16 protein-coding genes are annotated in these 13,054 nt (G+C 44.9%); all 16 read left to right on the top strand.

Annotated features, from left to right (window positions below; genetic code table 11):
* Positions 1 to 55 precede the first annotated feature (55 nt).
* Positions 56 to 454 (top strand): transcriptional regulator Spx, encoded by a 399-nt coding sequence (gene spx, locus HMPREF9378_RS02320; protein WP_002894078.1) that lies wholly within the window; start codon positions 56 to 58, stop codon positions 452 to 454.
* Between the two features lie 135 nt (positions 455 to 589).
* Positions 590 to 1,162 carry an SP0191 family lipoprotein gene (locus HMPREF9378_RS02325; protein WP_002894077.1) on the top strand — a complete coding sequence of 191 codons (573 nt, stop codon included), beginning with the start codon at positions 590 to 592 and terminating at the stop codon, positions 1,160 to 1,162.
* A 105-nt stretch (positions 1,163 to 1,267) separates the two neighbouring features.
* Complete coding sequence (locus HMPREF9378_RS02330; RefSeq protein ID WP_002914190.1) at positions 1,268 to 1,810, top strand: hypothetical protein; 543 nt, start codon at positions 1,268 to 1,270, stop codon at positions 1,808 to 1,810.
* A gap of 177 nt (positions 1,811 to 1,987) precedes the next feature.
* Positions 1,988 to 2,254 (top strand): IreB family regulatory phosphoprotein, encoded by a 267-nt coding sequence (locus HMPREF9378_RS02335; protein WP_002894075.1) that lies wholly within the window; start codon positions 1,988 to 1,990, stop codon positions 2,252 to 2,254.
* Positions 2,254 to 2,673 (top strand): Holliday junction resolvase RuvX, encoded by a 420-nt coding sequence (gene ruvX / locus HMPREF9378_RS02340; protein WP_002902035.1) that lies wholly within the window; start codon positions 2,254 to 2,256, stop codon positions 2,671 to 2,673. Before HMPREF9378_RS02335 ends, ruvX begins: the two co-directional genes overlap by 1 nt.
* 24 nt (positions 2,674 to 2,697) lie before the next feature.
* On the top strand, positions 2,698 to 3,009 hold the full coding sequence (locus tag HMPREF9378_RS02345; RefSeq protein WP_002894073.1) for a DUF1292 domain-containing protein: 312 nt from the start codon (positions 2,698 to 2,700) through the stop codon (positions 3,007 to 3,009).
* A gap of 180 nt (positions 3,010 to 3,189) precedes the next feature.
* On the top strand, positions 3,190 to 4,422 hold the full coding sequence (locus HMPREF9378_RS02350; RefSeq protein ID WP_002914185.1) for a bifunctional folylpolyglutamate synthase/dihydrofolate synthase: 1,233 nt from the start codon (positions 3,190 to 3,192) through the stop codon (positions 4,420 to 4,422).
* A 57-nt stretch (positions 4,423 to 4,479) separates the two neighbouring features.
* Complete coding sequence (locus HMPREF9378_RS02355; RefSeq protein WP_002914183.1) at positions 4,480 to 4,959, top strand: SP_0198 family lipoprotein; 480 nt, start codon at positions 4,480 to 4,482, stop codon at positions 4,957 to 4,959.
* A 194-nt stretch (positions 4,960 to 5,153) separates the two neighbouring features.
* Entirely contained in the window at positions 5,154 to 6,689 is a 1,536-nt protein-coding gene (gene cls / locus HMPREF9378_RS02360; RefSeq protein WP_032911315.1) for a cardiolipin synthase, read from the top strand.
* Positions 6,690 to 6,866: 177 nt separating this feature from the next.
* Positions 6,867 to 7,010: a hypothetical protein gene (locus tag HMPREF9378_RS11690; RefSeq protein ID WP_002899268.1), complete on the top strand. Its 144-nt coding sequence runs from the start codon at positions 6,867 to 6,869 to the stop codon at positions 7,008 to 7,010.
* A 38-nt stretch (positions 7,011 to 7,048) separates the two neighbouring features.
* On the top strand, positions 7,049 to 8,596 hold the full coding sequence (locus HMPREF9378_RS02365; protein WP_002914177.1) for a hypothetical protein: 1,548 nt from the start codon (positions 7,049 to 7,051) through the stop codon (positions 8,594 to 8,596).
* 222 nt (positions 8,597 to 8,818) lie between these two features.
* On the top strand, positions 8,819 to 11,014 hold the full coding sequence (gene nrdD / locus HMPREF9378_RS02370; protein ID WP_002902048.1) for an anaerobic ribonucleoside-triphosphate reductase: 2,196 nt from the start codon (positions 8,819 to 8,821) through the stop codon (positions 11,012 to 11,014).
* 1 nt (position 11,015) lies between these two features.
* Complete coding sequence (locus HMPREF9378_RS11685) at positions 11,016 to 11,156, top strand: hypothetical protein (protein WP_002902050.1); 141 nt, start codon at positions 11,016 to 11,018, stop codon at positions 11,154 to 11,156.
* 52 nt (positions 11,157 to 11,208) lie between these two features.
* Positions 11,209 to 11,706, top strand: coding sequence for a GNAT family N-acetyltransferase (locus tag HMPREF9378_RS02375; protein WP_002902052.1), 498 nt, complete (start codon positions 11,209 to 11,211; stop codon positions 11,704 to 11,706).
* Between the two features lie 9 nt (positions 11,707 to 11,715).
* The gene (locus HMPREF9378_RS02380) at positions 11,716 to 12,261 is read left to right on the top strand and encodes a GNAT family N-acetyltransferase (protein WP_002902054.1); all 546 of its coding nucleotides are present in this window, start codon (positions 11,716 to 11,718) and stop codon (positions 12,259 to 12,261) included.
* Positions 12,227 to 12,826: an anaerobic ribonucleoside-triphosphate reductase activating protein gene (gene nrdG / locus HMPREF9378_RS02385; protein ID WP_002899261.1), complete on the top strand. Its 600-nt coding sequence runs from the start codon at positions 12,227 to 12,229 to the stop codon at positions 12,824 to 12,826. Before HMPREF9378_RS02380 ends, nrdG begins: the two co-directional genes overlap by 35 nt.
* The last annotated feature ends 228 nt before the right edge of the window (positions 12,827 to 13,054 follow it).

Raw genomic sequence — 13,054 nt, 5'->3', positions numbered from 1 at the left:
TTTTGTGATATAATAGACTACGATATTAGTATCGTGTAGCGAAAGGAGTACTTACATGATCACAATCTATACTGTCTCAAGTTGTACTAGTTGTAAAAAAGCAAAAACCTGGCTAAACGCTCATCAATTAACTTATAAAGAACAAAATTTAGGTAAAGAAGGCATCACCAAAGAGGAACTTCTGGATATTTTAACCAAAACAGAAAATGGTATCGCGAGCATTGTTTCATCAAAAAACCGCTATGCTAAAGGTTTGGGTGTTGACATTGAGGAATTAAGTGTCAACGAAGTTCTTGACATCATCATGGAGACCCCGCGTATTTTGAAAAGTCCCATTTTAGTGGATGATAAACGTCTCCAAGTTGGTTACAAAGAAGATGATATCCGTGCTTTTCTGCCACGTTCTGTTCGCAATGTTGAAAATGCAGAAGCTCGTCTGCGGGCAGCTCTCTAATCTTTGAATATAACTGAAAGAGTCGGGAAGAGAATCTCGGCTCTTCTTTTTGTTCGGGTTGACAGAGGGCTTTGGTGACTGGATGGATTGACAAGGAGCAGAACTGTGATACAATATCTCTGAGGAGGATGGAAGATGAAGAAAATTTTATTAGGACTGGGATTGAGTGTGGCGTTGTTAGCAGGCTGTGGACATAAAAAGACAGAGACGAATTCGAATGCGGCTGACAAGAAAGAAATCAGCAATAATCTGCCTATCATTGATAATGCCAAGCAGCAGGAAGTGATTACTCGGACACTTGTTTTTCCAAAGGATGAACGAGGAAACCAGCAGAGCCAGACAGTGACTTATCAGGGAGAGCATTTTAAACGCTTGGTTATTGAAAGGCTGACTGCGACTGATGATGAGATGAAAGAAGCTATCAAGCAGATGGGACTGGAGGAAGCGCAGAAGTCGCTCAATGAGTCACTAGAGCAGGATGCAGACTATGTGCAGGCTCGTGGACTTCAAGGCTTCAGCGGCTCAGTGACAATTTTGAATGAGAACGAGCTGAAAATGACTTCCACCTATGATTTTGAGAGTCTGGATATCGAAAAAGCAGCGGCTATGCCTTATTTTCAAAATCTCAAGCTTAAAGAAATGATTAAGCTGACGCCAGAAGAATATATCAATAATCTCCTGATGAATGGAGCAGAAGAGCAGAAATAAGCTGCTCTTTTTTATTACATTTTAATGACAGAGTGACAATCAGTTTGACAGCGCCGTTTTTATAATGATATGATAAAATCAGCTCAATATTGAAGGAGATAAGACATGAGAAAATTAATTGTCTTTTTGCTGGCAACTTTGGCAATCTTAACAGCTTGCAGTCAGCAGTCAAATAACAGTTCATCCTCTCAGGGAGGGGCTGGAAAAGGAGATATTGTCACTAAGTCCTATAAAACTGAGAAGCAATTAGAACATGGGAAAGAAACCAGGATCTTAACCGTCAGCTACAGCGGACAGAAGTATGATAAGGTTATTCTGAATGTCAGCAAGGCTATTCCTGACAACATCAAGGAAGCTCTGTCAAAGCAGGATGTTTCCACTGTGAAGAAGGAAATGCTGTCTTTGATCGAGGAGGCACTAGGTCTGAAAGAGGCGGTGAATATCACCGGTCTTGACTTGAAAACAGATATGACAGCGGAAGAGATTTCTCTGGAGATGACTATCGATCCGGAGAATCTAGACTACGAAGCAGCCAAAAAGCTTCCAAACTACGCGCAGCTGTTTGAGCAGATTGAGACCCTGACTCCAGAAGAATTGCTCAACAAGTTTAAGGGAAGCGACGGTGTGGAAGTGCCCGCTTCAAATTAGGAAATTCCCATCCAGTTCTCTGAAGAGAGCTGGATTTTTGCTGGATTTCAGAGTCAGACTTTGGATAAATATTAGTTAAAGCTTATTGAAAAATTAGGGAAATTCAGGTGAATTAAATTTGTGAAAAGCCTATAATTATGCTATAATAGGGATATTCTAAAGAAAGAGGGTGTAATTGTGGGATTTACAGATGAAACAGTACGTTTTAATCTCGATGATTCAAATAAAAAGGAAATTAGCGAGACTTTGACCGATGTCTACAAGTCGCTCAATGAAAAAGGATACAATCCAATCAATCAAATCGTGGGATACGTACTCAGTGGTGATCCTGCGTACGTACCTCGCTATAACAATGCCCGCAATCAAATCCGCAAATACGAGCGCGATGAGATTGTTGAGGAGTTGGTTCGTTATTATTTGAAAGGACAAGGCGTCGATCTCTAATGAGAATTATGGGATTAGATGTGGGCTCGAAAACGGTTGGGGTTGCCATTAGTGATCCTCTTGGTTTTACGGCTCAAGGACTGGAGATTATTCCGATTCATGAAGAAAAGGGCGAATTCGGCTTAGAGCGCTTGGGCGAGCTGGTGAAAGAGTACAAGGTTGATAAGTTTGTTATTGGCCTGCCTAAGAACATGAACAATACCAGCGGGCCTCGAGTGGAGGCCAGTCAGGCTTATGGCCAGCGGGTTGCTGAGCTGTTTGGTCTGCCGGTTGATTATCAGGATGAGCGTTTGACGACGGTGGCTGCTGAACGCATGCTGGTGGAGCAGGCGGACATTAGCCGCAGCAAGCGTAAGAAAGTTATTGATAAGCTGGCGGCGCAGCTGATTTTGCAGAATTATCTGGATCGAAATTTTTAGAAAAGAAATGAAGGAGACACTAGTATGACACATGATCACAACCATGACCACGAGCATGAAGAGCGTGAATTGATCACCTTGGTTGACGAGCAAGGAAACGAAACTTTATTTGAAATTCTTTTGACCATTGATGGCAAGGAAGAGTTTGGCAAGAATTATGTTCTTTTGATTCCAGCTAATGCGGAAGAAGATGAGAATGGTGAAGTAGAGATTCAAGCTTATTCCTTTACCGAAAATGAAGACGGCACAGAAGGCGACCTGCAGCCAATCCCAGAGGACTCAGATGCTGAATGGGATATGATTGAAGAAGTCTTCAACAGCTTTATGGAAGAGTAAGACTGGCCTAGTCTCGTTTCTAAAAAAGACAAGCGCAGGCGAGATGCTAGCTGAACTTGACAGATAAAGGAAGTAGCCAAGGCTTGGCTATTTTCCATCTCATATCATAAAGATTAGAAAGAGGAGCGAGTTGTAATTCAGATTTGAATTCTGCTTCGCTGCTCTTTTTTAGGTAAGAAAATGAATGAAATTGAAGAATGGCTGAACAGCCGAATTGGTCTAAACTTTCGTTCGGGTCTAGGGCGGATGCAGCGGGCTGTAGCTCTTTTGGGAAATCCTGAGCAGAGTTTTTCAACGATTCATGTAACGGGTACAAATGGCAAAGGCTCTGCTATTGCTTTCATGCGTCAGCTGTTTGCGGGGCATGGTCGCAAGACAGGGAGTTTTACCTCGCCTCATATGATTAGTATTCACGATCGGATTTGTATTAACGGTCAACCGATTGCTCCAGCTGATTTTATCCGTCTGGGTCAAGAGGTGCAAAAGATGGAACAAGAACTGCTCAAAAGCCATGACCAGTTGTCCTATTTTGAAATTCTGACCTTGATAGCCTTTCTCTATTTTAAGGAGCAGGAAGTAGATCTGGCCTTGATTGAGGTAGGGATTGGCGGACTCTTGGACACGACTAATGTCATTACGGGAGATATTGCGGTCATCAGCTCTGTTGGATTGGATCACCAAGAGACTCTGGGAAGGAACTTGACGACGATTGCGGAGCAAAAGGCAGGGATTTTCAAGCCGGGGCGGCCAGCTGTCATCGGGCCGCTGCCAGAGGAGGCACGATTGTTTTGTGAACAGCGAGCTCAGGAGCTGGGAATAGAACTCTATCAGTATGGTCGCGATTTTTCTCTGGCACATCAGACTTTTTCCAATTCGACTAGGACCCTATCCAATCTTGAACTTGGTCTCAAGGGAGGCTATCAGGAGGAAAATGCAGCGCTGGCTCTGCAGGCTTTCCTGCTCTTCATGCAGCAGCAGGGCTGGGAGATAGATTCTGCTAAGATTCGGACGGCCTTGCAGGAGACTCGCTGGGCAGGGCGCTTGGAAGAAGCCAGTCCAGGTATTTATCTAGATGGAGCCCATAATCTGCCTGCGCTGGAGAGGTTAGTAGAGTTTATCCAGAGCCAGAATGACAAAGAGTGCTTGCTTCTTTTCGGTGCTCTCAAGCGTAAGGACTATAGCGCTATGCTGTCTTATCTGCGAGAGGCTCTGCCAAATGTTCAGTTGACGGTTACTTCCTTTTCTGATGGAGATTCCCTTGGTCAAGCTGAAGCGGAAGGCTTCTTATACATAGAGGATTATCGGCAGCTTATTCAGAATTTTCAGGAGAGACAAAACGATAATCAGCTGCTTTTCATTACGGGCTCTCTCTATTTTATTGCGGAAGTCAGAGCTTATTTGACAAGTTTATAAATTGACCGCCAGAGTCCCGCTTTGGTACAATAAAGACAGAAGAAAAAGGAGAATACTATGGCAATTTCTAAAAAGTTAATCTTTTCGGGTCTAACTGCTGCGGCTGTTTTGGTCTTGGCAGCTTGCGGTTCTAATCAGAACCAGACGGCACCTTCCTCTCAGTCTCAGTCAGTCGCTTCCAGCAAGCCAGCAGAGTCTTCGTCGGTAGCTAGCACGTCTAGTGCGGCCAATAGTAGCTCATCTGCTTCAGCCTCCTCTTCCGAGCAAGCAGCCAATGGCGAGCTGGATGGCAGCTACCATACAAGTCATGAAGGTGATCAGCTGACCTTGCAGATTTCAGGCACCACTGGCCAGCTGACCAAGGTTGAGGCGGATGGTGAGCAGGAGATTGAACAGGTTCAGATTGATACTACCAACCAGACCATGATCATTGGGGATGACGTCAAACGCTATCGCATTGAGGGCAATCAGCTGACAATCGAGGACCTTTCCCAAGAGCCTTATGATGACGACACACTGGTCTTTACAAAACAATGATGAAAGAGCCCTGTCTTAAATAGGGCTTTTCCTTTTATCAGTTGTAATCTTGTATTGAAATTTTGAGGATATCGGTGTTCAAATGCTGTTCTTGATTTTTCATCAGCTAGAAATACGATTTGCATTGATATAAACGTTGTTTTAAGGCGGCTTTACTGCTATACTAGAATATATGCAATGAGATAGGAGAGTGTATGACTTTCAGGAAATTCCGCTTATTAATGTCAAAATACGGTTTCAGCATCATTATTATGCTGCTGGAGCTAGCCTTTGTCTTTGTTGCGTTCTTCTATTTTAATGAGATTGCACCCAACTGGCTGTCAGTGGCGATGATTGTTTTCCTGTATATTGGGACTATTTTAGCGATTGTCAACCGCAATATGCCGCCTGAGAGCAAGGTGACTTGGCTTTTGATTGCCGTGGTGCCGGTCTTTGGTTTCCTACTCTATCTGATGTTTGGCGAGCGGCGGCTGTCTAAAAAAGAAATGATTCAGCTGGAAAATATGGACTCTATGAAATTTCGTGAGGACAACAGCTACGATCTTCGTGTCCAGCTGAAAAAGAAAAATAAGTCAGCCTACGGTATTATCAAATCACTGCTGAGTATGGACAATAATGCGGATGTCTATGACGGTACAGCTTCTCGCTATTTTCCTATCGGAGAGGAGATGTTTGAGTCCATGCTGGCTGATCTGCGGGCTGCTGAGAAATTCATTTTTCTGGAATTTTATATCATCGATGAAGGTCTGATGTGGGACAGTGTTCTGGAAATCTTGGTCGAAAAAGCTGCGCAGGGCGTTGAAGTCAAGCTGCTCTATGATGATATTGGCTGCATGGCTACTTTGCCGGGCGATTATACGCGTAAGCTGCGCAAGATGGGCATCGAGACTTATAAGTTTAACAAGGTGATTCCGCGAATGACGGTATCCTATAACAATCGTGACCACCGCAAGATTTTGGTCATTGACGGCCAGGTTGGCTATACTGGCGGTATCAATCTGGCTGACGAGTACATCAATCATATCGTTCGTTTTGGACACTGGAAAGATGGCGGTGTGCGCTTGGAAGGTCGGGCGGTCAAGGCTTTGACGCGGCTCTTTCTCATGAACTGGTATATCAACCGTGGGGAAATCACAGACTTTGACAAGTATCATCTGGAAAATAAAGCTGTCGAAGGCAAAGGGCTTTACATTCCCTATGGCAGCGGGCCTAAGCCCATTTATAAGGGTCAGGTTGGTAAAACGGTCTATCAAAATATCATCAGTCAGGCTACGGACTATGTCTACATTACCACGCCTTATCTGATTATTGACTACGACCTGACGGAGGATATTAAGAATGCTGCTATGCGGGGAGTGGATGTCCGTATCGTGACTCCTTTCATTCCGGATAAGAAGCTGATTCAGATTGTTACCCGTGGAGCCTACCCGGATCTGATGGAAGCAGGGGTTAAGATCTTTGAGTACACGCCAGGATTTATCCACAGCAAGAATGTGGTGGCCGATGATGAATTTGCCGTGGTAGGGACGATTAACTTTGACTACCGCAGTCTGGTGCACCATTATGAAAATGCTGTCCTGATGTATCATACGGAGAGTATTCCAGCTATCAAGGAAGATTTTGAAGCCATTTTTGAGGCTTCTGAAGAAATCCTTCCTGAAAATCTTGATAGCAGCTGGTATCGTCGCTTTATCAAAGAAATCATGCAGCTCTTTGCACCTATGCTCTAATACCGGAGGAGGGTAAGTTCTGCAGCAATATACAGAAAATCTGAGGCGGAAGTCTCAGTTTTTTTGCAGGTGCTTTTGCGAATCGTGTGGAGATGTGTTCTTGTCATTTTTTCTTTTACATTGGGACGGATTTTTGCTCTGTTTTTACGAATGTAAAAAATAAAGGAATTTTTTAAGATGACAATGGAGAAAATTTCCAGTCAGCCACTTGCCTATGAAACGAGAGAATATCGCTGTTTTCGGGAACTGGAGGAGCTGGCTAGAAGCTATAATGCTCAGAAGAAGGGTCAAGAGAAAGCTGACAGGAGGACAGGAATTTGATATACTAGATGGGACTGATATCAAGGAGAATATTTTATATGCATGATACAACGGAAGAAAAAGTTTTAGAGGTTTCAGAGGAGCAGCTGACTAGGGCTGAAAGGTCTGAGCAAAAAATTACTAAGCCAGAGCCGACGCCCTATTTTTTGACGCTCTTGTGTAGTTTGGCTATCAGCTTGCTGAGTGTGGTCAATCCTTTTTTGACCAATCTAGCAACGAATTTACAAAGTCAGAATCTCTATGCCGGCTGGGCCATGACTCAGGGGCAGGTGCCTTATTCGCAAATATATGGGACCAGTGGTCTGCTTTACTATCTGATGGCTTGGACCAGCAGTCTGGCTTTTGGACAGCTTTTGTGGATGGTCTTTCAGACGCTGGCTCTGTGGCTGGCTGGACTTTTCCTGCACAAGACCTTGGTGCTCTTGCAGCCTAAACAGGATCTATCACGCAGCCTCTTGCTGCTCTTTTACCTGCTAGTCTTTGCCCTTGGATTTGGCGGTCTTTACTCTAGTATTTTTGTTCTGCCCTTTATTTTTTGGAATCTATCTTTTTTGGTGCGCTATTTGCAGGATTCAATCAAGGATGAAAAGTTCATTGTCTATGGAGCTTTTGGAGCTCTTGCTTTTATGATTGATCCGGTTTCCAGCCTAGTCTTCTATTCTTTGACTGCTCTGGTACTTTTGGTCTACAATATCGCAGCCAAGCGTGCGGCTCGAGGCGTCTATCAGCTTTTAGCTGGTCTCTTTGGCTTCTCAGTGATTTTTTATCCTATCGGCTACTTTACTGTTGCCAATCAAACCTTTGGTCAGGCTATCAGTCAGGTGACCTATGCTTGGGATTCCATCAGCTTGATTGGCAGTCATAGCCTTTCTAATTTGATTTATTATGGCTTGCTGACGGTTGGTCTAGGTTTTATTTCTGCTTTGGGTGCCAATCTCTTTTCAAGGGAAAAGGGGCAAGCAACCAGCCTGCGCGTCTTGCGCTTTATCGGTCTGCTAGGGCTATTCATTACTGTCTTTGCGGCTTTTATCCTGCCAGATCAGGGCAGTTATCAACTGCTTCCGGCCCTGCCTTTTGCCATGATTCTTTTTGCTTTGTGGTTCAATAAAGGCAAGCAGCAGGCACCAGGGCGTCATCGTCGAGATCGCCGTCGTCCTACGATGTGGACTTCCTATCTCTCAGGCCAGTTCTTTCTGCCACTCTTAGCCATCTTTTATCTGATTGGTTATCCTTTGGTGAATGAGTATATCCTTTCCAGCGGTGTATCTGCTGAAAGAAGTGAGGCGGCTCTGTATATTAAGGAAAAGACCAAGGATGGGGATACTATCTATGCCTGGGACACCTCGGCTAGTCTGTATCAGAAGAGCAGCCGCCTATCTGCTGTCTCTCTCTTGTCTCCAACTTTGTATGTGGGAACGGCTGAAAATCGTTTGGGTCTTCAGAAGGGACTTGAAAACAGCCAGCCCAAGTATATTTTGGTTAACAATGATGTCAAATTGCTATCAGATGTGAAGCAGCTAATTTCCCAAAATTACAAGGAAGCTGACCTCAAACTCGACCATTTCAAGCTTTATCAACTTAAATAGTAAAAAATCAATATGTTGTGTCTAAAGTTAAAAATTAACTTTTTTTCCACAACATATTGATTTTTAATTTTAACGTGTTATAATGAAACTTGTATCGACTTATTTAAAAAATACTGTTCTTTGGATGAACTGCTGTCGGAGATTTCCTAGAAATTTCTTGGCAGGTGGCTGGTCTGAAGAGATTTGATTTGTCCTAAGGGCAGAGAAAAGGAAGTGTTCGTGATGATTTTAAGGGAAGAGAAGTTTGAAACTGCTCCAGCGATTTATGTGGAGAAGCGGGATGGCCGCAGAGTGGCTTTTGATGTGTCAAAGATTTATAAGGCTATGGTGCGGGCAGCTCAGGAAGTCGGTCCGCTGAATCCAATGCTGGAAGCCAAGCTAGAAGCTATCACAGACCGCATTGTGGCAGAAATCAGCAGTCGCTTCGCTAAGTATGTCAAAATCTATGAGATTCAGAACATCGTTGAGCATGAGCTTTTGAATGCCAAGGAATATGCCATTGCAGAGAACTACATCACTTACCGCACCCAACGGGATTTTGAGCGCTCAAAAGCGACTGATATCAACTTTACCATCGACAAGCTCCTCAATAAAGACCGCACGGTAGTCAATGAGAATGCTAATAAGGACAGTGATGTTTTCAATACCCAACGGGATTTGACGGCTGGGATTGTCGGCAAATCCATCGGCCTTAAGATGCTGCCGCCTCATGTGGCCAATGCCCACCAGAAGGGGGACATCCACTACCATGATTTGGACTACAGCCCTTATACACCGATGACGAACTGCTGTCTGATTGACTTTGACGGCATGCTGAAAAATGGCTTCAAGATTGGCAATGCAGAAGTAGAAAGTCCTAAGTCTATCCAGACCGCGACAGCTCAAATCTCGCAAATCATTGCCAATGTAGCTTCTAGTCAGTACGGAGGTTGCTCAGCGGACCGAATTGACGAAGTCTTGGCGCCCTATGCTAAGCTTAATTACCAAAAGCATCTCAAGGATGCGGAGCAATGGGTTTTGCCGGATAAGCAGGAAGAGTACGCCTGGGCGAAGACCAAGAAGGACATCTACGATGCCATGCAGTCGCTGGAGTATGAGATTAATACTCTCTTTACCTCTAACGGTCAAACTCCTTTTACCTCGCTGGGCTTTGGTCTTGGGACCAATCGTTTTGAGCGGGAAATTCAGAAGGCCATTCTCAATATCCGCATCAAGGGACTGGGAAGCGAGCACCGCACAGCAATTTTCCCTAAGCTGATTTTCACCCTTAAGCGTGGGCTCAATCTCGAGCCAGGGACGCCTAACTACGACATCAAAGAACTGGCTCTAGAGTGTGCCACTAAGCGCATGTATCCAGATGTGCTTTCCTATGACAAGATTATTGACTTGACCGGATCGTTCAAGGTACCGATGGGCTGCCGTTCTTTCCTGCAAGGTTGGAAGGATGAAAATGGTCAGGAAGTCAACTCTGGCCGTATGAATCTAGGAGTTGTTACTGTCAATCTGCCGCGGATTGCGCTTGAGTCCGAGGGGGATTTGGATAAATTCTGGGAACTTTTTAACGAGCGGATGAATATCGCTGAAGATGCTTTGGTCTACCGTGTGGAGCGGACCAAGGAAGCTAGTCCAGCCAATGCACCGATTCTTTATCAGTATGGGGCTTTTGGCCAACGTCTGGGCAAGTATGATCAGGTAGACCAGCTCTTTACTCATCGTCGTGCAACGGTTTCCCTGGGCTATATCGGTCTGTATGAAGTAGCAGCAGTCTTTTACGGCGGTAATTGGGAGACCAATCCAGAAGCCAAGGACTTTACAGTTGCCATTGTCAAAGATATGAAGCGCCGGGTGGAAGAGTGGTCGGAGCAGTATGATTATCATTTCTCTGTTTACTCGACGCCATCTGAAAGTCTGACCGACCGTTTCTGCCGTTTGGATACAGAGAAGTTTGGCGTCGTTCCAGACATTACTGACAAGGAGTACTATACTAACTCCTTCCACTACGATGTGCGCAAGAATCCAACACCTTTTGAAAAGCTGGACTTTGAGAAGATTTATCCTGAAGTGGGAGCCTCTGGTGGCTTTATCCACTATTGTGAATATCCTGTGCTGCAGCAAAATCCCAAGGCACTGGAAGCTGTCTGGGACTATGCCTATGACCGAGTTGGTTACTTAGGTACAAATACACCGATTGACCGTTGTTACAAGTGTAACTTTGAGGGAGATTTTACGCCGACCGAGCGGGGCTTCACCTGTCCAAACTGCGGCAACAGCGATCCCAAGACGGTTGATGTGGTCAAGCGGACCTGTGGTTATCTAGGAAATCCGCAAGCCCGTCCAATGGTCAATGGCCGACATAAGGAAATATCAGCTCGGGTCAAGCATATGAATGGCTCGACTATTAAGTACGAAGGAAATTAAGATGGGAAAGTATCAATTGGATGACAAAGGAAAGGCTCAGGTGCAGCGTTTCCATGAAAAACATTCGCAGGGCGGCAGCAGCAAAAAAGAACGATTAGCCAAACTGCGTCAGCAATTTTTAGAAAAGAACAAGAAACAATAGAAGTCAGAGTGGGGCGCAAGGCGGTCTCACTCTCTTCGTATCAGGAGGCACTATGGAGCTTAGACGACCGAAACTAGAAGACAAGGAAAAGATTTTAGAGATGCTGGCTGACTTTGAAGCGGCTGGTAGCCGACAGGATGGCTTCTTTGGCGGAGCGGATTTTGTCTACGAGGATTGGCTGGAGACGATTCAACTAGCTGAGGCAGGTCTAGGCTTGCCGCAAGGGTTTGTGCCCTACATCCAACTAATCTCTTTTGCTGCGGATGGTCAGGCTGTAGGCTTTCTTAATCTGCGCTTGCGGCTCAATGACTATTTGCTCCAAGAAGGCGGGCATATCGGCTATAGTATCCGTCCTTCTGCGCGTGGGAAAGGATTGGCCAAAGAGCAGTTGCGACAAGGCTTGCAAGTAGCCAAAAGTAAAAATATAAAACGAGTCCTAGTGACTTGCGATAGTGACAATGCTGCCAGCCGAGCAGTGATTCTGGCTAATGGCGGAGTTTTAGAGGATATTCGAGCTGGCAAGGAGCGTTACTGGATTGATATAGATTGAGGAGAGTTTATGGAATTACGACGACCAACTTTGGAAGATAAAGATGCAATTTTAGAGATGATTGCGGAGTTCAATGCTGCAAAATCCTATATGCACGGTGGCATGGGCTCCACTTGGAAGCGAGCAAAGGATTATGAGGATTGGTTGAAAATTATAGAACAGAAGGAAGATGTGGAAAACTTGCCAGCAGGTTGGGTTCCTGCCATCCAATTTTTGTCCTTTGATGAGACTGGCTTTCCTTTGGGATTTTTAGCCCTGCGCCTGTCCTTGAATGACAAATTATTTGTGGAGGGTGGGCATATCGGCTATTCTATCCGGCCCAGTCAACGCAGAAAGGGATTGGCTAAGTTGCAGCTAGAGCTAGGACTAGCAGAGGCTCGAAAGCAAGGACTAGAACGAGTGCTGATTACCTGCGATGAAGACAACGAAGCCAGCCGACGCACGATTCTCTCCGCTGGCGGTGTTTACGAAAATACAATCGATAGAAGTCAGCGCTACTGGATTGATTTGGAGGATGAAGATGAACAATCCCAAACCTCAAGAATGGAAAAGTGAGGAGCTGAGCAAGGGGCGAATCATTGACTATAAGGCCTTTAACTTTGTAGATGGCGAAGGTGTCCGCAACTCCCTCTATGTCAGTGGCTGTATGTTTCACTGTGAGGGCTGCTATAATGCAGCAACCTGGTCTTTCAACGCCGGCATTCCTTATACCCAAGAGTTGGAGGAGCAGATTATGAAAGACTTGGCGGAACCTTATGTGCAGGGACTGACCCTCCTAGGCGGCGAGCCTTTTCTCAATACAGGCATTCTCCTGCCCTTGGTCAAGCGGATTCGGAGAGAGCTGCCGGACAAGGATATCTGGTCCTGGACGGGCTACACCTGGGAGGAGATGATGCTGGAAACGGAGGATAAGCTGGAGCTGCTGAGTCTGATTGATATTCTGGTGGACGGCCGTTTTGACCTTACCAAGAAGAATCTCATGCTGCAGTTTCGCGGCTCTTCTAATCAACGCATCATTGATGTGCAGAAGTCCCTTCAGTCAGGCCAGGTAGTCATCTGGGACAAGCTGAATGATGGCCTCCAAGCCTATGAGCAAGTTGACAGGGATAAGATGCTTTAAAAACCAAGCAAAATACTGATATAAAAGAGGTTTCGCCTCTTTTTTTCTGTTGTCAAAAACAGTATAAAATATCGGTTTTTAGAGAAGAAAGAAGGAATTTACCGAAAATTAATACAGACTGTCCTTTTTTGTCAACAAATTTTGGAAAAAACTAAAATATTTTTAAATATTTTAGTGTATCATAATGCATTTATGATATAATAAAATGTATTTATATCTCAGGGGAGA

Source organism: Streptococcus sanguinis SK1 = NCTC 7863, assembly GCF_000194945.1.
GTDB lineage: Bacteria > Bacillota > Bacilli > Lactobacillales > Streptococcaceae > Streptococcus > Streptococcus sanguinis.
This window is presented reverse-complemented; position numbering and strand designations above follow the sequence as displayed.

Coding starts and splice junctions, on each gene's coding strand:
- spx (WP_002894078.1), top strand. CDS start 56: ATGATCACAATCTATACTGTCTCAAGTTGTACTAGTTGTAAAAAAGCA.
- HMPREF9378_RS02325 (WP_002894077.1), top strand. CDS start 590: ATGAAGAAAATTTTATTAGGACTGGGATTGAGTGTGGCGTTGTTAGCA.
- HMPREF9378_RS02330 (WP_002914190.1), top strand. CDS start 1,268: ATGAGAAAATTAATTGTCTTTTTGCTGGCAACTTTGGCAATCTTAACA.
- ruvX (WP_002902035.1), top strand. CDS start 2,254: ATGAGAATTATGGGATTAGATGTGGGCTCGAAAACGGTTGGGGTTGCC.
- HMPREF9378_RS02345 (WP_002894073.1), top strand. CDS start 2,698: ATGACACATGATCACAACCATGACCACGAGCATGAAGAGCGTGAATTG.
- HMPREF9378_RS02350 (WP_002914185.1), top strand. CDS start 3,190: ATGAATGAAATTGAAGAATGGCTGAACAGCCGAATTGGTCTAAACTTT.
- HMPREF9378_RS02355 (WP_002914183.1), top strand. CDS start 4,480: ATGGCAATTTCTAAAAAGTTAATCTTTTCGGGTCTAACTGCTGCGGCT.
- cls (WP_032911315.1), top strand. CDS start 5,154: ATGACTTTCAGGAAATTCCGCTTATTAATGTCAAAATACGGTTTCAGC.
- HMPREF9378_RS11690 (WP_002899268.1), top strand. CDS start 6,867: ATGACAATGGAGAAAATTTCCAGTCAGCCACTTGCCTATGAAACGAGA.
- HMPREF9378_RS02365 (WP_002914177.1), top strand. CDS start 7,049: ATGCATGATACAACGGAAGAAAAAGTTTTAGAGGTTTCAGAGGAGCAG.
- nrdD (WP_002902048.1), top strand. CDS start 8,819: ATGATTTTAAGGGAAGAGAAGTTTGAAACTGCTCCAGCGATTTATGTG.
- HMPREF9378_RS11685 (WP_002902050.1), top strand. CDS start 11,016: ATGGGAAAGTATCAATTGGATGACAAAGGAAAGGCTCAGGTGCAGCGT.
- HMPREF9378_RS02375 (WP_002902052.1), top strand. CDS start 11,209: ATGGAGCTTAGACGACCGAAACTAGAAGACAAGGAAAAGATTTTAGAG.
- HMPREF9378_RS02380 (WP_002902054.1), top strand. CDS start 11,716: ATGGAATTACGACGACCAACTTTGGAAGATAAAGATGCAATTTTAGAG.
- nrdG (WP_002899261.1), top strand. CDS start 12,227: ATGAACAATCCCAAACCTCAAGAATGGAAAAGTGAGGAGCTGAGCAAG.